Source organism: Phaeobacter sp. CC-HEC084, assembly GCF_059429255.1.
Genome location: NZ_JCAIJQ010000002.1, coordinates 2,412,617 through 2,435,390 on the forward strand (window position 1 = coordinate 2,412,617; position 22,774 = coordinate 2,435,390).

Below are 22,774 nucleotides of genomic sequence, written 5' to 3' on the forward strand. Positions count from 1 at the left end.
TCGCGCGCAGGCACGGTTTCCGGATCAACCGGCCCGTTGCATCAATGTCCGCAGTGTGCCGTCCAGAACCGACCCGAGGGACACTCTTCTGGATCCGATGGCCGCCTTTGATGAAATCACCGACACCAGTCGTGGCGCGTGACCTGCGGTAACCTCGAACACCGGAGAGCCTGAAGCGCCGTAATCAACCCGGCAGGACATCACCAACGTCTGGTGCTGTTTCGCCAGCACCTGGCATCCACGCTCAAGGTTGGGTCTGGTCGCCCGGGTATGCGAATAGGACAGAACCCCGACCACATCCCCCCGGTCGGCATGCCACGACAGGTCCAGAGGCCGGATTTCGCGGGCACTGATCGGGCTATTGAGCCGCAGCACCGCCAGATCGCTGCCGATCTGCGCCACGCCGCCGTTGCCGGTCCGGTAACCCGGATGCAGAACCGCCTTGGTTACAGTTCGCGACGCCTTCACCCGTTGTCCGTTCAGGCCAGCTTCAAACTTGATTGTCCTGGGGTCTACCCTGCGCCCTGTTGACGGATCGAACAGGCAATGGGCCGCCGTCAGCACAAGGTTATTCGCAATTAGGGATCCGGTGCACATATTGCGCCCGGCAATATTGAGACGGCCTACGGCCTCCCAGCCCGGCATCGAATTGACGCTTGGACGAAGCTCATCGGCTTCGGCGCCGCCGGACAGCCCGAAAGACAGGCAGACCGCCGCTATCGCAGCTCTTAGTCTCATTGTCATCCACTCCACTTTCCACACCTGCATCCTGTTGGAGGCCTGCGGCTGGAATGCGGCTCAATCTTGCGTGGACTGGACGAAATGATGGACAGAATATGACGCGGTAAACAAACCCTTAACCCCCCGGCTTTTCCCTCTTCAGCATGAACAATTCCTTTGGAAAAGCCTAACAAAGCTTGCGGATTGTCCGAAAATTTTAGTCAAACGCCCAAAAAATATGAGTGAATTCTTCGTCTATAGGGCGTGAAATAGGGGGGTGAGAGGAAACTTCTTGTCAATAAAGTCGCGAATCCGGGGGTGAATCGCGGGGAATGTGGCGAATCTTGGCCCGCTTCCACCCCGTTTAACGGGCCAGGTTCAGGCGATCGTGCCACGCCCCCGCCGCATTGCGTTAAGATATCGCAACATGGACCGGCGGGAGGCTCTGCAGGGAAAAATCAACCGAGGCGAGCACCAGTCTGCGGATCGAACAGCACCGCCCGCTCCAGGCTGATGGCAAAGTCCATGGTGCCCTCAAGGATCATAGCGTAGCCTGAGGTCCCGCGCGCCAGCACTTCCTTCCCGTTCCAGGTCAGAACACAAAGCGTGTCTGCGCCGGTCGCCTCGGTCACGTCGATCTCGCAGGGCACCACCTGCCCCGAGGCTGCAATGGAGGACTGGGTGATCATCTCGGGGCGCAGCCCCAGAACCAGTTTCTGCCCCATCCGTCCCTCAAGCTGTGCGGCATGGGCGGAAAGGTCCAGGACGACGGTCTGATCCACCCCTTCTGCCCGCACGGTGATTTCCGCCACCGGACCGCGATCCGAAGGCTGCGGCACCACCTCGATGAAGTTCATCGGCGGGGATCCGACCAACCCGGCCACGAACATATTCGCGGGCTGCTCGTATATTTCCGCAGGGCTGGCCAGCTGCTGTACCTCACCATCCTTAAGAATGGCGATCCGGTCAGCGAGGGTCAGCGCCTCGATCTGGTCGTGGGTAACATAGACCATGGTGGCGTTCAGCCGCTTGTGCAGGCGCTTGATCTCGGTGCGCATCTCAAGCCGCAGTTTGGCATCCAGATTGCTGAGCGGTTCATCAAACAGAAACACCTCGGGATCGCGTACCAGCGCCCGGCCCATGGCGACCCGCTGCCGCTGACCGCCGGACAATTGGCCCGGTTTGCGGTCCAGCAGGTGATCCATCTGCAGCATCTTCGCGACCTCCAACACCCGCTCCTTGCGCTCAGCCTTGGGCATGCCGCGCATCTCAAGGCCAAAGGCGATGTTCTGTGCCACCGTCATGGTCGGGTAAAGCGCGTAGGACTGGAACACCATGGCGATGTCGCGGTCCTTCGGGTGCACATCGTTGACAACGCGCCCGCCGATGCTGATTTCGCCCTCAGTCACGCTTTCCAGCCCGGCGATCATGTTGAGCAGCGTGGATTTCCCGCAGCCCGAGGCACCAAGCAGCACAAGAAACTCTCCATCCTGAAGATCGATCGACACACCTTTCAGGACTTCGACCGTGCCGTACCGCTTGACCGCGTTGTTGATTGTCAGAGACGCCATGTGACTATCCTCATCCTTTGACCGAGCCAGCGGTAAGTCCGCGCACGAAATAGCGGCCCGCGACGATATATACGAAAAGCGTGGGAGCTGCGGTGATCAGCGCCGCCGCCATGTCCACATTGTATTGTTTGACCCCGGTGGTGGTGTTCACCAGGTTGTTCAGCGCCACGGTGACGGGCTGCGCACCGCCGGTGGTAAAGCTGGCCCCGAACAGGAAGTCGTTCCAGATCTGGGTGAATTGCCAGATCACCGAGACCACGATGATCGGCGGCGACAGCGGCAGAATGATCCGCCAGAAGATGGTGAAGAACCCGGCGCCGTCGATGGTGGCCGCACGCACCAGCTCATCCGGGATGGTGACATAATAATTGCGGAAGAACAGCGTGGTGAAGGCCAGGCCATAGACCGAATGCACCAGGATCAGCCCGTAGACCGTGTTGGTGATGCCAAGCCGTCCCAACGTCTGCGCCATCGGCAGGATCACCACCTGAAACGGTACGAAACAGCCGAACAGGATCAGGGCAAACACCAGATTGGCGCCGCGAAAGCGGAACTTGGTCAGGGCAAATCCGGTCAGCGCCCCCAAGAGGGTCGAAATCGCCACCGCAGGTAGGGCCATCCGCACGGAGTTCCAGAAATAGGGTTCAAGCCCGGTGCATTCGACGCCGATGCAGGCCTCGCTCCAGGCGTGGCGCCAAGCGGTAAAGTTCAGCTCGTGCGGCAGGGCCAGCAGTGATCCGCTGCGGATCTCTTCCAGCTCTTTCATCGAGGTACCAACCACCACATAGGCAGGCAGCAGAAACCAGACGGCGAACAGGATCAGCACGGCCCAGAGAAGCCCTCGCAGCAGCATCTGCTGGCCGGGCCGCGCCGTGGACAGGCTCAGGTGATCAGACATGTTTTTTGCCTCGCAGCTCGGAGTAGAGATAGGGCACCATGATCGCGGCAACCGTTGCCAGCATCACCATGGCCGAAGCCGCGCCGACCCCGATCTCGTTGCGGCGGAATGTCATTTCGTACATGAAGTTGGCCGGAAGGGTGGAGGCGTAGCCCGGCCCGCCGCCGGTCAGCGACACCACCAGATCGAAGCTCTTGATCGCCAGATGCGCCAGGATCACCACCGCGCTCATGAAAACAGGGCGCATCGAGGGCAGGATGATGCGCAGGTAGATCTGCCAGGGAGAAGCGCCATCAAGGCTGGCCGCCTTGATGATGTCCTGATCGACGCTGCGCAGGGCAGACAGGAACAGGGCCATCACGAAACCGGCGCTTTGCCAGACGGCGGCCATTACCAGCGCGTAGACCGCAAGATTCTCATCGACGATCCAGCCGAACCGGAAACTCTCCCAGCCCCAACTGCGCACCACGGTTTCCAGCCCCAGCGAGGGGTTCATGATCCATTTCCAGGCAGTACCGGTGATGATGAAGGAAATCGCCATCGGATACAGGTAGATCGTGCGGATGAACCCTTCGGCGCGGATCTTCTGGTCCAGCAATACTGCCAGAAGGCAGCCGATGACGATGGCCGCGATGATGAAGAGGGCGCCAAAGACGAACAGGTTGTCGATGGCCACCGACCAGCGGTCCATCTGGAACAGCCGTTCGTACTGGCGGACCCCGGTCAGGGTATAATTCGGCAGCATCTTCGATTTGGTCAGCGACATATAGCCGGTCCAAAGGATGAAGCCGTAGACAAAGAACAGGATCGCCGCAAACCCCGGCGCCACAACAATCTGCGGCAAGAGGCGTGCCAAACGGTCCATCACAGTGGCAGAGGGACGGGTCACAACGGAATTCTTTCGCTAGACTGCGGGAGGTGACGCTGCGCGGCCCAGTTTTGTCGGGGCCGCGCAGCAGATCATGCAGCACAGTGGCTTACATCGCCAGCTTGATGGATTTCACCAGCTTTTCGGTCGCCTCGGTTGAGGACATGTCCGAATTGAAATGCGCGGTCACCACGTCGATGAAGGCACCGCGGATGGCGCCGGCCTGCGCAATTTCATGCGCCATGGACCCCATCAGCGTGCCGCCTTCGGCTGCCGCAACCATATCGTCCATGGATTTGATCGCGCAGGCATCGAATTCGCCGCGCGGTACATCGGTGCGGGCCGGGATCGATCCTTTGTAGAGGTTGAAGGTCTCTTGGAAGTCGGTGCCGAGGATCAGCTCAGCCAGCAGCGCCTGCCCTTCGACATTGTCATCCCCGCTGACGTTGAACATGGCAAAGCTGTCAGAGTTCAGAAGGTAACCGCCATCGGACGGGGTCGACGCGCAGATGTAATCCTTGCCCGGCTCCAGCCCCGCAGCGGCGAATTCGCCCTTGGCCCAGTCGCCCATGATCTGCATCGCAGCCTCGCCGCGCATCACCATGGCTGTCGCCAGGTTCCAGTCGCGGCCCGGGAAATCGGGGTCCACGTAACCGCGCATCTTGCGCATCTGGTCGAACACCTTGACCATCGTGTCCGATCCCAGCGCCTCCATGTCGAGATCAACCAGCGCCTTTTGGTAGAAGTCAATGCCGCCAACGCCCAGAACCACGGTTTCGAAGACCGTCGCATCCTGCCAAGGCTGACCGCCATGGGCCAGCGGGATGATCCCAGCAGCCTTCAGCTTTTCTGCGGTCTCGTTGAATTCATCCCAGGTCTTGGGCACATCGGCGCCGACCTTGGCCAGAACCTCGGGGTTGGCCCAGATCCAATCGACCCGGTGCACGTTGACCGGCACGGCCACGTACTGACCATCATATTTCACGATGTTCTGGATGGTTTCGGGCAGCACCTTGTCCCAGTTCTGCGCCTCGGCCACAGCGTTGAGATCGCCAAGCGCGCCTGCCTCGGCCCATTCCTGAATGTTCGGCCCCTTGATCTGCACCGCAGCCGGGGGATCACCTGCCAGCACGCGGGCGCGCAACACGGCAGCCTGCGCATCACCGCCACCGCCAGCGACGGGCGCATCGACCCAGGTGCCACCGCGCGCCTTGAAAGCTTCCTGAAGCGCCTGAACCGCCTTTGCCTCACCACCGGATGTCCAGTAATGCAGCACCTCGGCCTTGGGTTCAGCCATCGCGGGCGCGGCAACGGTCACGGCCAGCATCGAAACAGCGCCCAAAAGCGCCTTTGCAACTGTTTTCATTATTTCCTCCCAGATCGTGCCTGTCTCCTCAGGCACCTGATGGCTCACTCTACCGGACCTTGTGCCCGCGCGGTCCATTCAATTTGTTGCGATTTGTTGCGTTCTTCCACACAGTCAGGACCGATACGATACAAACTGTTACATACCCTTCCGTCGGTCCCGCTATGATGGTGGCTCCGACATACGACCAAGGATACCCTGCCCCGTGCCCCGCGTGCATATCGTCGAAGATGACAGCGAGATTTCCGATCTTCTGTCCACCTATCTGTCAGGCCGTGGATTCGACTGTCGCGTCTCTGCCTCCGCCGAAGCCGCGCAAGAACTGGCGCCGCAGGAGTTCGACATCTACGTGATCGATGTCATGCTGCCGGGACAGGACGGGCTGTCGCTGTGCCGCTGGCTGCGCGAGCGATCAGAGGTGCCGGTGATCATCCTGTCGGCCATAAAAGGCGACACCGAACGCATCATCGGGCTGGAGCTGGGCGCAGACGACTATCTAGAAAAACCGTTCAATCCGCGCGAGCTACTGGCGCGGATGAACGCTCTGCTGAGGCGCAGCAAAGGTCCGGGCGAGCGTAGCATGCTCACCGGACAGGTGCGGTTTTCCGGCTGGATGCTGGATTGCGCGCGGCAGAAGCTGCACAGCCCCGCGGGCATGCTGGTACCGCTCAGTTCGACCGAGTACCAACTGATCACGGCGCTGATATCTGCCCTGCCCGACCCGGTGTCGCGCGATGTGATCGGCCGCGACATCTTTGGTGTTGAACTTGGCCCCGAGGACCGGCGCGTCGATATCCTGATCAGCCGCTTGCGCAAGAAACTCTCTGCCGCCGCACCGGACGCGGATTTCATCAAGACCGTGCGCAACCGGGGCTATCAGTTCTCGGCGCCGGTCAGCGACTGACGGATGCGGCTGCGCTCCCTCCTGATCCAGGGTCTGGGGCAATTGCCCGGATCTCTGGCCCAGCGCCTGCCGCTGTTGGTGGCGCTGTCCTTTGTGGCCGGGATCGTGGTGGCGGGCTGGACCTCTTACCGCATCTTTGACCGCCGCTCTGCGCTGCTGATCGCCGAAACCTCGGGGCCTGCGATGCTGCAGATCCTGCGGCAGGCAAGTGGGCCCGATGGCGCAACGTCGGGCAGGTTGCCGCCCTATGAATGGCAGCGCACGCCCAGCGGCTTTACCGCCGAGGCCGCCCATACGGTGCCGCTGATCCTGATCCTCGACGGTCGCCGCCTGCGTGCCGCAGCTGTGTTCGACACGCCGCCGAAATTGCCGGACATCCTACGCGCGGCTAGTGAACCGCAATCGCCCGAACGGCGTCTGGGCGACCTCTCGCGCGCGATCACCCGTCAGGACAGCGGCGCCACCCTGTCGCTGTTCCAATCTGACGGAACGGTGCTGTCGATTGCCGCCCCCAGCCTGTGGCGTCCGCGTCTGGAAGAAACAAAGGTCGCGCTGATCGGGCTTGCGGGTTTCCTCTTGGGCATGGCCGCCATCATCCCGCTGGCGCTGAACCTTGCGGCGCCCTTCCGGCTTTTGGCCCGGCGCGATCCAGCAAAGCTGCCGCCACTGGCGTCAAGCGAGGCCATTCAGGTACGCGACCGCATTGATCTGCTGAAGGAACGCTTTGCCGAGGAGCAGGCCCAGAAGGTGCGCGGACTGGCGGCGATTTCGCACGATCTGCGCACGCCCGTCACCCGGTTACGCCTGCGCAGCGAGCTCTTGGAGGATGAAGAGTTGCACCAGCGCTTCAGCGCCGATCTGGACGAGATTTCCGGCATTATCGACGGTGCCCTTGATCTGCTGAGCATCCGCCACCAAAGCGAGCAGAGCCACCAGTTCGCGCTCTCCAGCCTTGTCGAAAGCCTGGTGGATGATTACCGCGACACCGGGCGTGCGGTGCGGTTTCTAGGTCAGCCTCCCCTACGTCTGCCGGGGGTTCCCACCGTCTTTGGCCGCAGCACTCCGGTGGACATATACACCGGCGGGCAAAGCCTGATGCAGGGGCAGCCGGACAAGCTGCGCCGCGCGCTCAGCAATCTGATCGACAACGGGCTGACCTATGGCACCGAGGTCTCGGTGTCGATTTCGGGTGCCGGATCCGGGGCGCTTGATGTCATTGTCGAGGACGACGGGCCGGGCATCCCGCCGGACCGGATTGCCGCCATGCTGCGCCCGTTTTCCCGGGGGCATATCGGCGGTGGCGGCGTTGGGCTGGGACTGGCGATTGCCCAGGAAATCGCCGAGCTGCACAATGGGGAGCTCTTCGTCGAGAATACCCGGACCGGGCTAAAGGCAACCCTGCGACTGATGCGGGGACCAGTCCTGCCAGAGTGACATCAGGCGGCTGGCAGGTGTTGCAGGTCCCGCCTCTTCAGAGACTGGCGTGCCAGATCTCCATACCCGGTGCGAACATATCCGCGGCCCTCTTCACCCGTCAGCCCGTGCACGGCGGCCAGTTCAGGGAAGAGATAGAGCAGTTCGCGCAGATCCTCGGCAGAGAGCCCGCGGATCGCTTCGGGGCCAGGCCAGAAGGTTTCAGTCGCGATGCCTTCGGCAAAGATCACCTCGTGCCGCTCGGTCATCAGGTGCACATAGGTGACCGGTCCCGTCACCTCTGAGAGCTGGCCGCAATTCTCGTCGACCTCCGCCAGCAGTTTCGCCGACAGGAAGCTTTCGCCAAACGGTGTCTCCCGGTCAAAGGTGCGGCGGTTGACCAGCAGGCGGTGTTGCGGCGACAACAGCATCGGTCGCTCTGGCCGCAGCAAGCCATCCGGGCGCAGGCAATAAGGGCGCAACTCCGGTCGCAGCGCCAGCTCGGCCGGGCTCAACTCGCGTTTGCCAACCCAGATCACCGGCTGAAAACCGTTGTCGGCGGTCTGCAGCAAATCCCCTACCCGGATCCGCCCGGCAGGCACGGCGCCGCGGCTGGTGGCCAGCAGGACCTCTGGCGTGAAACAGGGAATGCCCGCAGACATCAGCTGGGCATGGGATGAGATATCCCCGGGGGCAACGCCGCTCAGCACCAGTTTCTCACCGCCCGGGAAAGACAAAAGCGCGTTGCCGAACCCATCGTCCGTGACGGTGACATCAATCGTGCGGATGGCCCCATCCGGCCCGGTGCCACCGGTCAGCTCAGAGACATCAAGCTGGTCGTTGAAGAACGAGTCGCTGTCATCGTCCCCCATGTCGAAGTCGCCAATGGTATCGACGCCGCCCGAGGTGGTCAGCACCATCTGGTCATAGCCGGCGCCGCTGGTGATGGAATCATCCCCGGCACCCATCTTGATGGTGTCATCGCCCGCGCCGGAATCGATCTTCACGCCGCTAGCATCCGCCGAAGCATCAACCACATCGGCCTGATCCGTCAGGGTCAGCGCTTCGATCTCGGAAAAGGTAATCGTGTCGGCGCCGTCGGTAATCGTCCCGGCTTCATTGCCGGTGTAGGTGACCGAAACGCCCGTAGTGACAGCCGACATATCGACTGTGTCGTAGTCAACCCCGGCCTCGCCGCCCGTGAGGGTGTCATTGCCAAAGCCGTCGGACATCTGAAAGACATCCGCATCGGCCTCACCGAACATCAGGTCATCCCCGGCGCCACCTACTAGCAGGTCGTTGTGGTTGCCACCGTACATCGTGTCGTTGCCGTCGCCGCCTTCCAGCGTATCGTTGCCATCGGTTGCAACAATGCTGTCGTTACCAACGCCGCCGACAAGACTGTCATCCCCGGCCGAGTTCTTGAGCGTATCGTCGCCCTCGCCGCCGATCAGCGTGTCATTGCCGGTGCCGCCATCCATGGAATCGTCACCGGTACCACCATCAAGGCTGTCGTTGTCATTGCCACCGTAAAGGGTGTCGTTGCCCTCTCCGCCTTCCAAGGTATCATTGCCATCGGTCGCAACGATGCTATCGTTGCCAACGCCGCCGACAAGGCTGTCATCCCCGGCCGAGTTCTTAAGCGTGTCATCGCCTTCGCCACCGATCAGCGTGTCATTGCCGATCCCGGTGGTCATGTAGTCGTTGCCAAGACCACCTTCGATATAGTCGTCGCCATCGCCACCGGCCAGCGTATCCGCACCATCCCCGCCGATCAGAGTGTCGTTGCCGATCCCACCTTCCATGAAATCGTTGCCAGCCCCGCCATCAAGGCTGTCATGACCTTCCTCCCCGAACAGGGAGTCATCCCCACCCTGGCCAAAGACCACATCGTTACCATCACCTGCCAGAACCGTGTCATTGCCTTGTTCGATGGTGGTGACGACCGCATCGTCGATCACATCACCCGATAGTGTGAAACCGGCCAGGCCGTCGCGCGTTTGCAGGGTGAACTCGATCGAGGAACGGTCTTCGAAGCCGGCCGAGAACCAGGCGTCCTGATCGGTGTAATCGTTCAGCTCAGTCCCGGTCGCGGTGACCATATTTCCATCGATCGAGGTGTTGAGCGAGGAATCCGCCGACACCCCGAAGGAGGTGAAGCTGTTGCCATCAATGATGACCGCCTCTGCATCGCCCGCGTAGCTGTTGTCATCCACATCGTTGAATGTCGCAGTCGAATTCAGGTAGATCGGGTCGCCGGTTACCGGGTCAAAGAATTCCAGGCGGAAGGTCGCCCGGTCCCCCGGCTGATCACCGTCCAGCAGGACCTCTGCGCCCTCTGCATAGCCGAATTCGACCCACATGTTCGGGTTGGATTTCTCGACCAGAACCAACCTGCCCCAGACCGTGCTGCCGTCCTCCAGGGTTGCGATGTCGCTGAAAACGGCGTTGTCGCCAGAAGAACCGGTCCAGCCATCGTGAGACACGCTTTGAAGGTTGCTGAGCTTCAGCTCCAACGGGCTGGCATCGATGCCCTGGTCGAAACCGTCACCCATGTCGCCAAAGATAATATCGTCGCCGCCACCGCCGTCGATGACATCATCACCCTCTTCACCGGCAACCGTATCATCACCGAGATCGGCACTCATCGTGTCATCGCCGGTGGTGCCGCCCATGTGGTCGTTACCCTTACCGCCGGTAAGGGATGCAACGAGGTCGGATAACCAGTCTGGTTCAGCCATGGTGTTTTCTCATTCTCATGCGGTTCGGGTCAGAGGCAGTACAGGAAACGGTTTACAAAGGTCCGCAGTAGCACCAGCGGCAACATCTACAGACATGTCGGTAAAAAAACGTAAATCAGCGCCAAGGTCTTTGTATTCGGCTCAGTATCCATCGGCACTGCGTAGGGGCAGATCCGGCTCATCACAGGTTCTGAGATGCCGCTTGCGGCGCCTCCCCGAAATACACACCCCGACAGCCTGCGCAGCTGCCGGGGTGTCTCGCTTTAACGAGGCTCGCATCGCCAAGCCGACGCTCAGGCCGCTTGCTGTTCCGCGTCCGAAGTGCCTGCGAAACGCTGCAACAGGTCGGTCAGACGCGAGGATTCGCTCTGCATTTTCTGACTTGCCCCGATCGTTTCGTGGACCATGGCCGCGTTCTGCTGCGTGACCTGATCCAGCTGTGCAACGCCGACGTTGATCTCTTGCAGGCCCGAGGCCTGTTCAGTTGCAGAGGAGGCGATGGAGGACACCAGCTCAGAAACCTCGGTGACGCTCTTGACGATCTCGCTCAGCGTGTCACCGGTTGCCTCTACCAGGCGTTCACCTTCCGCAACCTGTTTGGCGCTGCTGCCGACGAGTTCCTTGATATCATTAGCTGATTTGGCCGCCAGATGGGCCAGACCGCGCACCTCGGAGGCGACAACAGCGAAACCGCGGCCCGCTTCACCCGCCCGCGCAGCCTCGACGCCAGCGTTGAGCGCAAGCAGGCTGGTCTGGAAGGCGATATCGTCGATGACGGTGATGATCTTGGTGATGCTTTCCGAGGTTTCTGCGATCGAGCTCATCGCCGCCTTGGCCTCCTGCATGACCTGACCACCGCTTTCGGCGCGGGTGCGCCCGGCCTTGGCCTGCTGATCAGCAGCCTGTGCCTGTTCTGCAGCCGATTGTACGCTGGCCGACAGCTGCTCCAACGCGGCAGCGGATTCTTCCAGAGTAGCGGCTTGGGTTTCGGCACGCTGCGACATTTCATCGGACATCGAGGACAGGCTGCGGGCGTTTTGATCCACAGCGCCGGCACTGATCCGCAATTCCTCGACAAGATCGCCCAGCGCCGAGGCCAGATCGTTGAAGTCGATGCACAGCATTTCATAACTTTCACCCAGATCGACCCAGTCGCCAGAAGGAATGCGCTGCTGCATGTCACCACCCTTCAGTCGCGCCATCGACGAACTGAGGATCTGGAACAATTCCACCCGGCGTGCATTCTCGTGCTGGTTTTTCTGCTCGGTCACCTGCGCTTCGGCAAGCCGGTCACGCAGCCCGGCAAGATTGCGGGCAATCTCCCCGACTTCATCGCCACGATGGGTATCCGCGATTTCGCTGCTGTAATCCTCGTCCATCAGCCGCTTCACCGCACGAGCGGCTTCGACGATGGGACGACTAAGAAGCACACCGAACACCAGCGCCATGAACAGAGCACCGGCCATAGCGGCAACGCTGATACCGAGCTGCAAAAGACGACTGCGCTCAATCAGTTGAGTGATTTCGGCTTCGACCGCCTGTGTGCGCTCACCCATCGTGTCCTGCAGGCCATTCACGGTATCACGCAGGAGGGCGATGGCCGGAACGATCTCGGCATAGGCCAGATCCCGCCGTTCTTCGGGTGCAGCCCGTTCAAGAGCCGCGGTCGTTGCGGCAAAGCTGTCCAAGGTCGGCGTCAGAGTCATCACGGTCTTGAAGACATCCGGTTGCCGTGCGCTGGCGATGGAAACATCGACGAAACGACCTTTGGCGGCTTCGACTTCGGCAACGACCTCTTCGATGTTGCCGCGCAGACCGGCCAGACCGGCATTATCGCCGCCGGTATAGGCCAGAAGATCGGCCAGCCCCTGTTCGATATCTTCTTTCATGTCGTCCAGGCTTTTCAGCTGAGCGACCACGAGGCGGGATTGATAGATGCTTTCGGTGAGACGGTTACTTACGAGCCAGGATGTCACGGCAATGGCCGCAAGCATGGCAACAAAGGTGCCGCCCAATAAGAAAACCTGAGTGCGCAGAGAGAAACGGTGCATAGTTACTTACCTATTTGGAGCCTTCACAGAGCGCTCATAGCCGTGCTGTTGCAGGACAACACACGCCCTGGAGATCTTCACGCTAGGTAAAATTAATGTATATCCGGTTACCCCCGCCCCTCTGGAAAGGTGAATCAAACGGAAAACAGGTTCAATTTTCCGCATTCATTCCGTTTTCTGAGCAGCCGGGCGCCCCCCCTCAATGGCCAAGAATTTGGTTGAGGAAACCCTGGGTCCGTTGATGTTGTGGCGCAGAAAAAAACAGCTCTGGCGTGTTTTCCTCGATTATTTTTCCCTCATCCATGAAGATCACCCGATCCGCCACCTGCCGGGCAAATCCCATTTCATGGGTTACGCAAACCATGGTCATTCCGGTTTCTGCCAGCTCGATCATGGTGTCCAGAACTTCCTTAATGACCTCAGGGTCCAAGGCCGACGTCGGCTCGTCAAACAGCATCACGCGGGGCCGCATGCACAGGGCCCGGGCGATGGCCACCCGCTGCTGCTGACCACCGGACAATTGCCCGGGATATTTCTCTGCCTGGTTCTCGATATGCACCTTTGCCAGAAAACTGCGGGCAGTGGCCTCGGCCTCTTCTTGCGACAGGCCCCTCACGGACATTGGCGCCAGAATGCAGTTTTCCAGGATCGTCATATGCGGGAACAGGTTGAAGTGCTGAAAACACATACCAACCTCGGACCGCACCTGCCCGATATTCTTCAAATCCGAGGTCAGCTCGGTGCCATCGACGACAATCTGCCCTTCCTGATGGGCCTCCAGCCGATTGATGCAGCGGATCAGCGTGGATTTACCCGATCCTGATGGCCCAGCGATGACGATCCGCTCACCCTTCTTCACCGTCAGGTCGATCCCCCGTAGCACGTGAAAGTCGCCATACCATTTGTTGAGACCGGAAATCTGGATCACGGCCTCTTCGCGCGCCTCAGTCTGTGCCGGATTGGTCAGTGTCGGATTGGTCATGTTCTGCCTCTGAAAAGCCTTTGAAGTGCGGCGCGCGCTTTAGCGCCGGTGGTTCATTCTGTGTCCGCCTCACGGCCCGATACCCGCAGGTAGCTATCCTCCCCGGCCAGCACGAAACGCATCAGCAAGAGCTCCACATCCGCGCTCCTGCGGCTCTTGAAAGTCTCCAGCATGCGGCGGTGAAAGGCGACCAGTACCCGGTGCGCCTGGGTGTCGCGCAGGGTTGCCATGCGGACCGCCTGTATCTGCACCATGTAGCGCTGGATCGTGTCGCGCAGCTCGGCATTCGGAACCGCCATGACCCAGGTCCGCCGGATATCCTCGGAGGCACGGTAGAGCGCCTCTATGTCTCCTGTCTCAAGCGTGCTTTCAGACAGGGTAACGGCCTGCTGCATCCGCTCGAAATCATCAGCCGTCAGCTCATGCGTGGCGAGTGCGGCAGCCCGGGGCTCCAACAGGCGTCGCAATTCAAAGATTTCCAGAATCTGTCGCGGCTCCAGCGTTGGCAGGGTGAAGCCCCGGGTGGTGCTTGCCAGATAGCCCTCGTGCGTCAACCGCATCAGGGCATCGCGCACCGGCATCCGCGACACCTCGAACTCCGCTGCAATGGCGGTATCCACCAGACGGTCATCGGGGGTCAGCTCACCGCGCTGAATGCGCCCCAGATAGGCATCATAGATCACATCCTTCATGTGCCGCTTGGGTGTATCCGACATGTGAGCCCCTACTTTCGTATACAGAAACAACAAACTAATCCCTTTATACACAGCCATATAAGGCCTGAAAAGGTTTATACTTAAAATAAAAGCTTGAAGCCGTATACTGATTCTGACTACCGTAGACGATAAGCGCGGAGCCCAATCAACCGCGCAGCTTGCTTCAACAAGGGGGGTTTCCCATGACTTTCAAAACTCGAATGCTTACCGGACTGGCCGCAGCGGCCTTGGTCGCGGTATCCGGCCTTGCGGCAACCGCGCAGGAGACGCTCAAGATCGGCTCTTACCCGGCCAACCCGCCTTGGGAGTACAAGAACGAAGACGGCAAGTTCGAAGGCTTCGAGGTCGACATCATCAACGAAATCGCCTCTCGCATCGGCGCCGAAGCCGAGATCAGCGGACTCGACTTCCGGGCGCTGTTCGTCGCTACCGCCTCGCGCCGGGTGGATGCAGTGATTTCCTCGCTCACCATCACCAACGAACGGCTTGAGGCGCAATCCTTCACCCAGCCTTATTTTTCCGGCGCTCTGGGTGTGGGGACCAAGGACGGCGCAGGCATCGCCAGCGTTGCGGACCTTGGCGGCAAGCGGGTCGGATCCATCGCGACCTCCTTCCCTGAAAACTGGCTGAAAGAGCGCGAAGGTGAAATCGGCTATGCGTCCTATTCCAGCTACGACAGCACCGCAAACATGCTGACGGATCTGCGCAGCGGTCGTATCGACGCGGCCGTCAATGACATCGTCGGCCTACGCTATGCCTTCAATCAGGAACACATGACCGGCCTGTCCATTGCGGCCGAGATCCCGACCGGCGACAAATTCGCCATCATGATGCCCAAGGGATCGGAACGCCTTGAGGCCTTCAACGACGCGATTTCAGAGATGAAGACCGATGGCACCATGGCGAAGCTTTACGAGAAATGGTTTCACGTTGCGCCCAAGGCCGACAGCCTGACCGTGACCCCACTGCCAGTCCCGACCTCGGCAGACTAAACGTTGGGCGCAGCGGGGGATGGGATCGCCCACCCTCGCTGCGCCTGCCGGGCCAACCCTTTGGCCCAACGTCCTACAGACAGCAGAGTATCACATGGAAATTTTCGATATCTTCTTCAATCTGGACGTGATGCAGCGCGCCTTTCCCATCCTGATGCGCGGCCTGCTGAACACGCTTCTTCTGGGCGCTTCCGCAATTGTGGTAGGTGGCAGCCTTGGCGTGCTGATCTGTCTGGTCCGGCTTTATGCCGCGAAACCCTTCCGGCTGCTGGCCACCTTTTACATCGACCTGTTGCGCGCGATCCCCGTGCTGGTGGTGCTGATCCTCGTCTATTACGCCCTGCCCTTTGCCGGGATCGTCTTTTCTTCTTTCGTCGCGGCCACCATCGCCCTGTCACTGGTGCTGGCCGCCTATACCGCCGAGGTGGTACGCGCGGGCATCGAAGCGGTACCAAAGGGCCAGTTCGAAGCCTCCGAGGCGCTTGGCCTTTCGTTTCTCACCACCATGCGCAAGGTCGTGCTGCCGCAGGCCTTTCGCATGATGATCCCGCCGCTGGCGTCATATTGTGTTGCGATCATCAAGGACACCTCGCTAGCCTCGGTGGTGGCGATGGATGACCTCCTGAAACAGGCAACTGATGCGCAGGCGCTGTTTGCCAACCCGACCCCGCTGTTGCTGGCTGCGGCCATTTATGCCGCTTTCCTGTGGCCCCTGGTCCGCTTCACCAGCTGGCTCGAACAACGCTATAAACGTGGCTACCGCTAATCCCCGGCTGAGCCATCCCACTCCCGGCGCCCCCGGCGCCCAATCCCATTCCACGGAGAAGACCATGTCCGCAGTTTCCGGCGGCGGCGACGCCTACCTGTTGTATCATTCCATCGGCCACTACCCCGAAAAAGAGGCCGACCTGTCCCGCGGGCTGACTGATTTTGCCCAGACCTGGGCCGCCTTCGACGACGGACAATGGGGCGAGATCCTGCACAAGCGCCAGCAGTTCATCGACCTCTGGGGCCAGCTGATCAAGGCACCGCAAGGCACCCTTACCACGGCCGAGAACGTGACCGCCGCACTGATGTCGGTGATCGGGGCCCTACCTGCCGAAACACTGAAAGGCAAAAAGGTCCTGGTGGCCGAGGATGGCTTTCCGTCGCTGCACTTCCTGCTCAGCGGTCTTTCCGAACGCTACGAGTTCGACCTGCAGACCGTTGCCATGCGGCAGGGCGCCCATTGGGTCGAGGATGACGATATTCTGGCCGAATGGGACGAAAACGTCGGGCTGGCACTGCTCACCTGGATCAGCTCCACCAGTTCACACCGCAGCGACATTGAACGTCTGGCCGCCCATGGCCGCAAGATGGGCAGCCTGATCGGCGTCGACATCACCCAAGGCGCCGGATTGCTGCCTTATGACGTGGCCAAACCCAAGGCGGATTTCGTGATTTCCACCAGCCTCAAATGGCTCTGTGGCACGCCGGGCGCCGGTATTATCTACGTGGATGAAGGTCTACTACCCCAGTGTGAGCCGGACCTGCGTGGCTGGTTTTCGCAGGACAACCCGTTCTCCTGGGCGCTGGATGCCTTTTCCTTTGCCCCGGATGCGCGCCGGTTCGACAATGGCACCCCCTCCTGCCTGCCTGCGGTCGCCAGCCTGCCCGCGCTGCAATGGCGGATGCAGCAGGACGATGCGGCGTTCGTGGCACATAACCGCGCCCTGTCGCAGCAGCTGTGCGATGGTCTCACCTCTCTTGGCCTGAGACTGGCCAGCCCGCTGGATCCTGACAAGCGTGGTGGCAGCCTGATGGTTTCCCTGCCGCAGGACACCCCGGCGCCGGAGGTGCTGGAACAGCTACGCGCCCAGCAGATCTATATGGATGCACGCGGTCAGATCCTGCGCATGTCCCCGGGAACCATCACCACCGAAGAAGGCGTTTCGCGCGCCCTGCAAGCGCTTGGCAGCCTGCTGACAAAGGCCGCCTGACACCACACACGCCTCACCGCCGCCGTGTCCACGGGCGCGGCGGCGGTCCGGGTCGGCCCTGTCAGGTCGGAAACCCGTAATCCTGAACGATCTTCCAGATGGTGCTGTTAACGTCCTGAAGCGTCGCGATCGTGCGTTCGATCTCTTCTATCGCGCGATCATCGACATCACTTGTCTGCCCGATCTTCAGCCGGTCCTTGCGGTCGGAAATGCGCATCAGAATTGTCCGCGCCATGCCCGCGTCCTTGTCAAAGGAATAGATGCAGTGATTGTACCTGTTCCGCAGGGCCGACTGGCGCATCATCAGCTTGGTCGCCTCCAGCACCCGCCCCCGCAGTTCTCGGTCACAGCGCTCCAGCTTGACCAGGCGCTCGACCAGTTCGACCCGGGCGCGGGTGGTGTTGAGCGTCAGAAAGATGATCAGCGCCGCTTCGGTATCCGTATCGGTCAGCCCCGCAATCAGATGGATGAACAGGCTTTCGGTATTGGTCCAGGTGTAGTTGAGGCGACCGATCAACATCAGCAACTGAGAAAAGTTCTGATCGGCCGCCAGAGTCATCCGGTCCTAGCCTCACTAAAGTATAGCCCGGCAGCCTCGGTCCGGTTCCGCACGCCCAGCTTCTTCATGATATTGTGCATGTGCAGTTTCACCGTGTGCTCCGAAACCGCGAGATCGGCCGCGATCAGCTTGTTCTGCTTGCCCCGCGCCACAAGACGCAGGATCTCGTTCTCGCGCGGAGTGAGGTTCGCGTCGGCGCAGCGGCAGCCGCCGGTGACTTGCTCGCTCACCCGGGAAGATGCCTGGGGCCGCACCTTGGCTAATAGCGCGTTTGGAACGCAGCCCTGGTCCAGGATCAGCAACCGCAGCATCGACAGCCAGCAATCAAGCTGCAGGTTCATCGGCAGGAACCCGAAACGGCCTAGCTCCTGCCGTCCGCGCACGTGCCGGTAGAACTCGGCAGCGACATCATCGTCGTGATAGGCCAGAACCACCCGTTTCGGAGCCAGCAGTTTGACGGCATCAAGGCCCTTTTCGATATCCTCTTCGATGACCTCCTGCTCGACAAGCGCAAGGGAGGTTGGACCGGGAACAGTCATGCCCTCGGAATGTTCGAGAATCTTCAACTGGTCGATGCTCTTCAGCCGAATAAGCTGAACACCCGCATATTCCTGCTTGATCACACGGGCACATTGTTCGGACAGGGTCGCCCCCCCGCCTAGGATCGTAATAGACTTTACACTCATAACACTACTCCACAACCCATCGAGGTCGGGACCGACTGCTCAACAGTCCGGCTTCAAATGTTGCAATATTTTTTACATCGGGTGTCTGTCGCAATCCTCAACAGCAAGGGTGCGGTTTTTGTCGCCGGTAATGTCAGCTTCCCCCATCGGGATGGCCCCCCGGCGCTGTTAGGCGCGACCACCTCTGAATAAACATTACACAAATCGAACCAAGAGGTGAAATTCTAATTTATATTAACCTTTAGACTTAACGCGAAGCCGCCTGCCCCGGGGCCGAGCGCCCTGCATCAGGAAAATCTTAACGTTATATTAACTAACATTTTTTCAGTCGACGCGACGCTGACCATCCTCTTGACAGCCGCTGACCTGGGTCCTTTGTGGAAAGGGCTTGCTTCTGCTGAAATAGACCGAATCGGTAGTAGCCCCCTGCCCGACTTTCCGAATCCCACTACAAACTTTGCCCATTTGTTCTAAGCGGAAAGAAACCACGCCGGTTCGAGCATTAATATTTCATCCAGCTATTTTTTCACCCGGTCCACGCGCACTCTGGTCCAGCGCTTATTGCAGCGCCCGGAATGCCAATGCCTGCTGAAGGCGGCGTTCCCCGAAGCCAGCTGGACACACATGCCCGGCTGAACTCAACCGCCCGGAGATGGCCGTTTTAGAGATGACTGACGGTCGCAGCGGGCAAACCGACAAAGGACCCAAAGCAATGTCTATCAAAAACAATCAAACCGCGCTCGGATGGTTCAACAACAGCCCGGTGACCTATAACGACAACGGCGATCAGGAACAAACCCAGGACCAGGACCAAGGACAAGGTCAGGGGCAAGCCCAGGGCCAAGGTCAGGGTCAGGCGCAGTCCCAGGAAAGCCTCAACCTCAACGGTAATGGCAACGGCAACCTGAACCTCAATGGCAACGCCAGCCTGAACGGCAACGCCAACGGTAACGCCAATGGCAACTGGAATTACGATTACAACGAGGACGTCGATTCCAACACCAATACGGACAGCAACACCAACAACAACAACACCACGACGACCAACAGCGACACCAATATCAGTCGCACGGCCACCGACAGCTCCCACACCACCGATACGGACGTGGACGTGGATATCGATATCGATATGGAAGGCTACATGCCCAACGATGACGACTTTGCCGACATCGACGTGCAGGGTGGCTCCTCGATTGGTGATGTGCTGATGACCGAAGACGGCGATATGCACTACGACATCGGCGATGACGTGAACCTGGAAAACCTGCTCAACAATGCGCTCAACGGCCCGGGCAATGATGTCGGCACCGTCAACGTCATGAACAACAAGCTCAATGACAACGACTCGCTGCATGATCCGGATGTCACCAATTCCGGCGCCGGCTTCAACCAGAATGGCAGTGCCACCGGTGGCTCGGCAGAGGCTGACGAAGGCATCGCGGCCGAAGGTGGCAGCGGCTCCAGCGGCGGAGACGCCGGTTCCAGCGGCGGTGACGCGCTTGGCGCAGCCTTTGGCGGCTGGTCGCAATCAGACGATGTCGAATCCGGTGATGGCGGCGGCGGCGGCGCAGCCTCTGCTCAGGGCGGCGCCAGCGGCGCGGCCGATGCCACCAGCGTGAATGTTGGCGTCGGTGTCGGTGCAGCGGCCAGTGGCGCGGCTGCAGGTGCATCAGCGGTCGAAGGTGGTATTGACCTTGGCCTGCTTGACTTCCTGGAAGGCGGCGATGCGGCTGCGGCGATTGCGGCGGCCAGCTCTGGCGCCATGGCCGGAGGCGGCGGGATCGCTGCGGGCGCACATTCCAGCGCAGCCTCTGGTGCGGCTGGTGCAGCCGGCGCAGCCGGTGGTGCAGGCGGCGCAACCGGCAGCGCGGTTGGTGGCAGCACCACTGCAGGCGCGGCCCATTCCTCGGTGATCGGCGGCGACGCAGCAATGGCCGTCGGTGGTGACGGCGGCAGCGGCGGAAGCGGCGGCATGTGGGGATCGCACAACGGGGATGACGGCTTCGTCACAGGCGAATCCTATGCCTCGGCAGATGCGATCCTGGACACCACGGCGTTCAACCAGTCGATCACCATGGGTGCAAATGTCCTTGGCAATACCGTGGACATGACCACCGTCGGTCACGATCTGAACTCGACCTACACCCTGACCGGCGAAGACGACGGCTGACCCCACAGCCGGGGGTGTCGGACAACGTGCCGGCACCCCACTAGAAACCGGCCCGCGCGGCGTATCTATCGCGCGGGCTTGCCCCGAAACTCTTTTTCCGTATCGGTAGCGTCCGCCATGTTTATGGACAAGACGACAGAAGCGATCGCATATTTTATCGGCCTCTTTCAAACGGTTACCGAAAATACACATTCACGTATTGAATATAGCAGCTTCCGGTTCCAACAAAAGAAACAGATGCTCGACCTGCTGCAGGAACACTCCGCAGCCCGCGATTTCGTCTACGGCCCACAGGGGTACGCCCCGCAGGCTCAGGATGCCACGCCTTACAGCCTTCCGGCACCGACACCCGCGCCCCAGGCGCCGCAGCCTCTTCCGCAAACCTCTCTGGCACCGCCTGATGTCCACCTGCCGTCAGGCGCCTTGGCGCCTCCGCTGGAGCAGGCCAGTGCTGCCGGGCCGAGCGGCGCCCTGCCGCCAGTCCATGCAGCACCGCCGCCGGGCGCTTCCGTACATGTTACATTGCAGGTGAACACGCTGGTGGATCAGGACAATCTGAACATCTCCGCAGAAACCGCTCAGGGCTTCGTGCAGACTCAGAGCGAGAACCTGATGGAGCTGCAAGTCCTGGCCGCGCGCTTGCAGGTGCTGGATCCTGAGGCCGTCACCCTCGCTACCGATCAGTTTTCCAGTCAATCTGCCGATCTGGCAGAGGGGAACGACCTGCCAGGTCCGGCCGAGGTGGGCGAAACGATCGTCACGCAGATCCTCGACCGCGCCGATGATGCTGAGGCGCAGACACCGGCCGCTACAATCCATATCGCCACGGGCACATCCCTGCAGGGTGTGACAGTGAACGGTGAGGCAGAGCCGGAGCTACCCGCCTGGCAGGACGCACTGCCGCAACCCCTGCAACCCGATGCCGAAACAGAAACGGACGAAACACCACAGGCGGCCGACACCCCAACCCAGACCACTGGCGAGAACCTCGCTCTCAACGAAGCGATAATCAGCGGCGGTGGCGTCGATGCGGCCGTCATCGCGGTCGGGGGCGACGTGGCCAGCCTGGATGTAATTTCGCAGGTCAACGTGCTGCGGGATGACGCTGCGCGGCCCGAAGAGGACAACCAGCTGATCAACGCAGCCAGTTTTGACGGACAGCCGACAGAAACCGCCCCGCCCGCAACCGGCAGCGCGGGCAGTCTGCCCGGTCTGGTGACCCTCGCCTGTATCGAGGAGGACCTGATCACCTATGACTGGATTCACCAGATCAATATGATCCGGGATGAGGATACGGTCTCCTTCACCACCTCCGGCAGCGAAACCACCCTGTCCACCGGTGAAAACCAAGCCATCAATTTCAACTTCACCGGCACCTTTGGTCAGGCCTACGACCTGATCCTTGTCGCCGGTGACATGATTTCGCAAAACATAATTTCGCAGACCAATATCCTGCTGGATGAAGATTTCTGGCTGTCCCATCCCGCACCGACCCCGGCTTCTCAACCCGCTGCAGCCAGTCAAAGCTCCGACAACGCGCTGATCAATAGCGCTTCGATCACCCATACCGGAGAAGACCAGATCAGCGCCCTCACCGGGGACTTCCGCGCCCTGCTGGATGGGTTCGACCCCGAAGCGCCGGATCTGTCGCCGGTTCTGAACAGCGGCCTCTGGGCCCCGCAGGAGGTGCTGAGCGTCCTTTATGTCGGCGGCGACCTCATCCAGATGCGCGAGGTCACCCAGATCAATGTCCTCTCCGACAGCGACCTGATCGACATTCCCAACGCCCCGGACGGCCTCGAGGCCCCTGAGGCTCCGGGTGATGCGGCGATGTTCAGCACAAGCGCCAATGCGACCGTAAATCTGGCCACGATCTTCGACAATGGTCTGCCTTCTCATGTGATGTCGGGCGGATCGGTGTTTTCGGACGCGGTCTTGTACCAGGCCCAGTTGATTTCCGGCGATGCGCCGCCCACCGATGTGCGTCTTGCCCCCGGCCCCGAAGCGCCACTGGCAAGCGAAGCGGTTGCCTTTCTGACCGATCTGAATGCCACCGGAAACGCCGCGGATGCGGATCACACAGCCGCGTCAACCGCGGTTCAAGACGATGCGCCCGCACATCTGGATGTCATGCAGACGATGCTGGCCTGAACCAATA

Annotated in this window: 18 protein-coding genes; 7 read left to right on the forward strand and 11 right to left on the reverse strand. The window is 60.6% G+C overall.

Annotated elements, in window-relative coordinates; translation table 11 throughout:
* Positions 1-24 precede the first annotated feature (24 nt).
* The 5 genes from AC5SSZ_RS11745 to AC5SSZ_RS11765 form a co-directional block, all read right to left on the reverse strand.
* A complete protein-coding gene (locus tag AC5SSZ_RS11745; RefSeq protein WP_082996173.1) occupies positions 25-738 on the reverse strand; it encodes a trypsin-like serine peptidase in 714 nt (237 codons plus the stop codon).
* Between the two features lie 440 nt (positions 739-1,178).
* Positions 1,179-2,291, reverse strand: coding sequence for an ABC transporter ATP-binding protein (locus AC5SSZ_RS11750; protein ID WP_274835108.1), 1,113 nt, complete (start codon positions 2,289-2,291; stop codon positions 1,179-1,181).
* A gap of 10 nt (positions 2,292-2,301) precedes the next feature.
* Complete coding sequence (locus AC5SSZ_RS11755; protein WP_274830197.1) at positions 2,302-3,189, reverse strand: carbohydrate ABC transporter permease; 888 nt, start codon at positions 3,187-3,189, stop codon at positions 2,302-2,304.
* Positions 3,182-4,054, reverse strand: a complete 873-nt coding sequence (locus tag AC5SSZ_RS11760) for a carbohydrate ABC transporter permease (protein WP_065272826.1) — start codon at positions 4,052-4,054, stop codon at positions 3,182-3,184. Before AC5SSZ_RS11760 ends, AC5SSZ_RS11755 begins: the two co-directional genes overlap by 8 nt.
* A gap of 112 nt (positions 4,055-4,166) precedes the next feature.
* Entirely contained in the window at positions 4,167-5,423 is a 1,257-nt protein-coding gene (locus AC5SSZ_RS11765) for an ABC transporter substrate-binding protein (RefSeq protein WP_495438276.1), read from the reverse strand.
* A 205-nt stretch (positions 5,424-5,628) separates the two neighbouring features.
* Between AC5SSZ_RS11765 and AC5SSZ_RS11770 the strand changes: the two genes are divergently transcribed.
* Positions 5,629-6,327: a response regulator transcription factor gene (locus tag AC5SSZ_RS11770; RefSeq protein WP_495438277.1), complete on the forward strand. Its 699-nt coding sequence runs from the start codon at positions 5,629-5,631 to the stop codon at positions 6,325-6,327.
* Between the two features lie 3 nt (positions 6,328-6,330).
* On the forward strand, positions 6,331-7,761 hold the full coding sequence (locus AC5SSZ_RS11775) for a sensor histidine kinase (RefSeq protein WP_495438278.1): 1,431 nt from the start codon (positions 6,331-6,333) through the stop codon (positions 7,759-7,761).
* A gap of 2 nt (positions 7,762-7,763) precedes the next feature.
* On the opposite strand, the gene AC5SSZ_RS11780 is transcribed toward AC5SSZ_RS11775, so the two are convergent.
* From AC5SSZ_RS11780 to AC5SSZ_RS11795, 4 genes are all read right to left on the reverse strand, one after another.
* Positions 7,764-10,481, reverse strand: a complete 2,718-nt coding sequence (locus AC5SSZ_RS11780; protein WP_495438279.1) for a Hint domain-containing protein — start codon at positions 10,479-10,481, stop codon at positions 7,764-7,766.
* A 293-nt stretch (positions 10,482-10,774) separates the two neighbouring features.
* The gene (locus AC5SSZ_RS11785) at positions 10,775-12,532 is read right to left on the reverse strand and encodes a methyl-accepting chemotaxis protein (RefSeq protein WP_274839756.1); all 1,758 of its coding nucleotides are present in this window, start codon (positions 12,530-12,532) and stop codon (positions 10,775-10,777) included.
* Positions 12,533-12,731: 199 nt separating this feature from the next.
* The gene (locus AC5SSZ_RS11790) at positions 12,732-13,514 is read right to left on the reverse strand and encodes an amino acid ABC transporter ATP-binding protein (RefSeq protein ID WP_495438280.1); all 783 of its coding nucleotides are present in this window, start codon (positions 13,512-13,514) and stop codon (positions 12,732-12,734) included.
* A 53-nt stretch (positions 13,515-13,567) separates the two neighbouring features.
* Complete coding sequence (locus AC5SSZ_RS11795; RefSeq protein ID WP_065272820.1) at positions 13,568-14,230, reverse strand: GntR family transcriptional regulator; 663 nt, start codon at positions 14,228-14,230, stop codon at positions 13,568-13,570.
* A gap of 182 nt (positions 14,231-14,412) precedes the next feature.
* Between AC5SSZ_RS11795 and AC5SSZ_RS11800 the strand changes: the two genes are divergently transcribed.
* The 3 genes from AC5SSZ_RS11800 (at position 14,413) to AC5SSZ_RS11810 (ending at position 17,201) form a co-directional block, all read left to right on the forward strand.
* Entirely contained in the window at positions 14,413-15,222 is an 810-nt protein-coding gene (locus tag AC5SSZ_RS11800) for an ABC transporter substrate-binding protein (RefSeq protein ID WP_065272819.1), read from the forward strand.
* A 94-nt stretch (positions 15,223-15,316) separates the two neighbouring features.
* A complete protein-coding gene (locus AC5SSZ_RS11805) occupies positions 15,317-15,988 on the forward strand; it encodes an amino acid ABC transporter permease (RefSeq protein WP_495438281.1) in 672 nt (223 codons plus the stop codon).
* A 64-nt stretch (positions 15,989-16,052) separates the two neighbouring features.
* On the forward strand, positions 16,053-17,201 hold the full coding sequence (locus tag AC5SSZ_RS11810; RefSeq protein WP_495438282.1) for an aminotransferase class V-fold PLP-dependent enzyme: 1,149 nt from the start codon (positions 16,053-16,055) through the stop codon (positions 17,199-17,201).
* Between the two features lie 61 nt (positions 17,202-17,262).
* On the opposite strand, the gene AC5SSZ_RS11815 is transcribed toward AC5SSZ_RS11810, so the two are convergent.
* Both AC5SSZ_RS11815 and AC5SSZ_RS11820 read right to left on the reverse strand, forming a co-directional pair.
* Positions 17,263-17,760: a hypothetical protein gene (locus tag AC5SSZ_RS11815; RefSeq protein WP_065272816.1), complete on the reverse strand. Its 498-nt coding sequence runs from the start codon at positions 17,758-17,760 to the stop codon at positions 17,263-17,265.
* On the reverse strand, positions 17,757-18,446 hold the full coding sequence (locus tag AC5SSZ_RS11820; RefSeq protein WP_274839759.1) for a helix-turn-helix transcriptional regulator: 690 nt from the start codon (positions 18,444-18,446) through the stop codon (positions 17,757-17,759). Before AC5SSZ_RS11820 ends, AC5SSZ_RS11815 begins: the two co-directional genes overlap by 4 nt.
* Positions 18,447-19,158: 712 nt before the next feature.
* Between AC5SSZ_RS11820 and AC5SSZ_RS11825 the strand changes: the two genes are divergently transcribed.
* Together AC5SSZ_RS11825 and AC5SSZ_RS11830 are read left to right on the forward strand one after the other, a co-directional pair.
* Positions 19,159-20,616 (forward strand): hypothetical protein, encoded by a 1,458-nt coding sequence (locus tag AC5SSZ_RS11825; protein WP_065272815.1) that lies wholly within the window; start codon positions 19,159-19,161, stop codon positions 20,614-20,616.
* Positions 20,617-20,853: 237 nt separating this feature from the next.
* Entirely contained in the window at positions 20,854-22,767 is a 1,914-nt protein-coding gene (locus AC5SSZ_RS11830; RefSeq protein WP_495438283.1) for a hypothetical protein, read from the forward strand.
* Positions 22,768-22,774: the final 7 nt, after the last annotated feature.

Excerpts from the sequence above, each read along its gene's own strand:
- AC5SSZ_RS11745 (WP_082996173.1), bottom strand. The coding sequence starts at position 738 with ATGAGACTAAGAGCTGCGATAGCGGCGGTCTGCCTGTCTTTCGGGCTG.
- AC5SSZ_RS11750 (WP_274835108.1), bottom strand. The coding sequence starts at position 2,291 with ATGGCGTCTCTGACAATCAACAACGCGGTCAAGCGGTACGGCACGGTC.
- AC5SSZ_RS11755 (WP_274830197.1), bottom strand. The coding sequence starts at position 3,189 with ATGTCTGATCACCTGAGCCTGTCCACGGCGCGGCCCGGCCAGCAGATG.
- AC5SSZ_RS11760 (WP_065272826.1), bottom strand. The coding sequence starts at position 4,054 with ATGGACCGTTTGGCACGCCTCTTGCCGCAGATTGTTGTGGCGCCGGGG.
- AC5SSZ_RS11765 (WP_495438276.1), bottom strand. The coding sequence starts at position 5,423 with ATGAAAACAGTTGCAAAGGCGCTTTTGGGCGCTGTTTCGATGCTGGCC.
- AC5SSZ_RS11775 (WP_495438278.1), top strand. The coding sequence starts at position 6,331 with ATGCGGCTGCGCTCCCTCCTGATCCAGGGTCTGGGGCAATTGCCCGGA.
- AC5SSZ_RS11780 (WP_495438279.1), bottom strand. The coding sequence starts at position 10,481 with ATGGCTGAACCAGACTGGTTATCCGACCTCGTTGCATCCCTTACCGGC.
- AC5SSZ_RS11785 (WP_274839756.1), bottom strand. The coding sequence starts at position 12,532 with ATGCACCGTTTCTCTCTGCGCACTCAGGTTTTCTTATTGGGCGGCACC.
- AC5SSZ_RS11790 (WP_495438280.1), bottom strand. The coding sequence starts at position 13,514 with ATGACCAATCCGACACTGACCAATCCGGCACAGACTGAGGCGCGCGAA.
- AC5SSZ_RS11795 (WP_065272820.1), bottom strand. The coding sequence starts at position 14,230 with ATGTCGGATACACCCAAGCGGCACATGAAGGATGTGATCTATGATGCC.
- AC5SSZ_RS11800 (WP_065272819.1), top strand. The coding sequence starts at position 14,413 with ATGACTTTCAAAACTCGAATGCTTACCGGACTGGCCGCAGCGGCCTTG.
- AC5SSZ_RS11805 (WP_495438281.1), top strand. The coding sequence starts at position 15,317 with ATGGAAATTTTCGATATCTTCTTCAATCTGGACGTGATGCAGCGCGCC.
- AC5SSZ_RS11810 (WP_495438282.1), top strand. The coding sequence starts at position 16,053 with ATGTCCGCAGTTTCCGGCGGCGGCGACGCCTACCTGTTGTATCATTCC.
- AC5SSZ_RS11815 (WP_065272816.1), bottom strand. The coding sequence starts at position 17,760 with ATGACTCTGGCGGCCGATCAGAACTTTTCTCAGTTGCTGATGTTGATC.
- AC5SSZ_RS11820 (WP_274839759.1), bottom strand. The coding sequence starts at position 18,446 with ATGAGTGTAAAGTCTATTACGATCCTAGGCGGGGGGGCGACCCTGTCC.
- AC5SSZ_RS11825 (WP_065272815.1), top strand. The coding sequence starts at position 19,159 with ATGTCTATCAAAAACAATCAAACCGCGCTCGGATGGTTCAACAACAGC.
- AC5SSZ_RS11830 (WP_495438283.1), top strand. The coding sequence starts at position 20,854 with ATGCTCGACCTGCTGCAGGAACACTCCGCAGCCCGCGATTTCGTCTAC.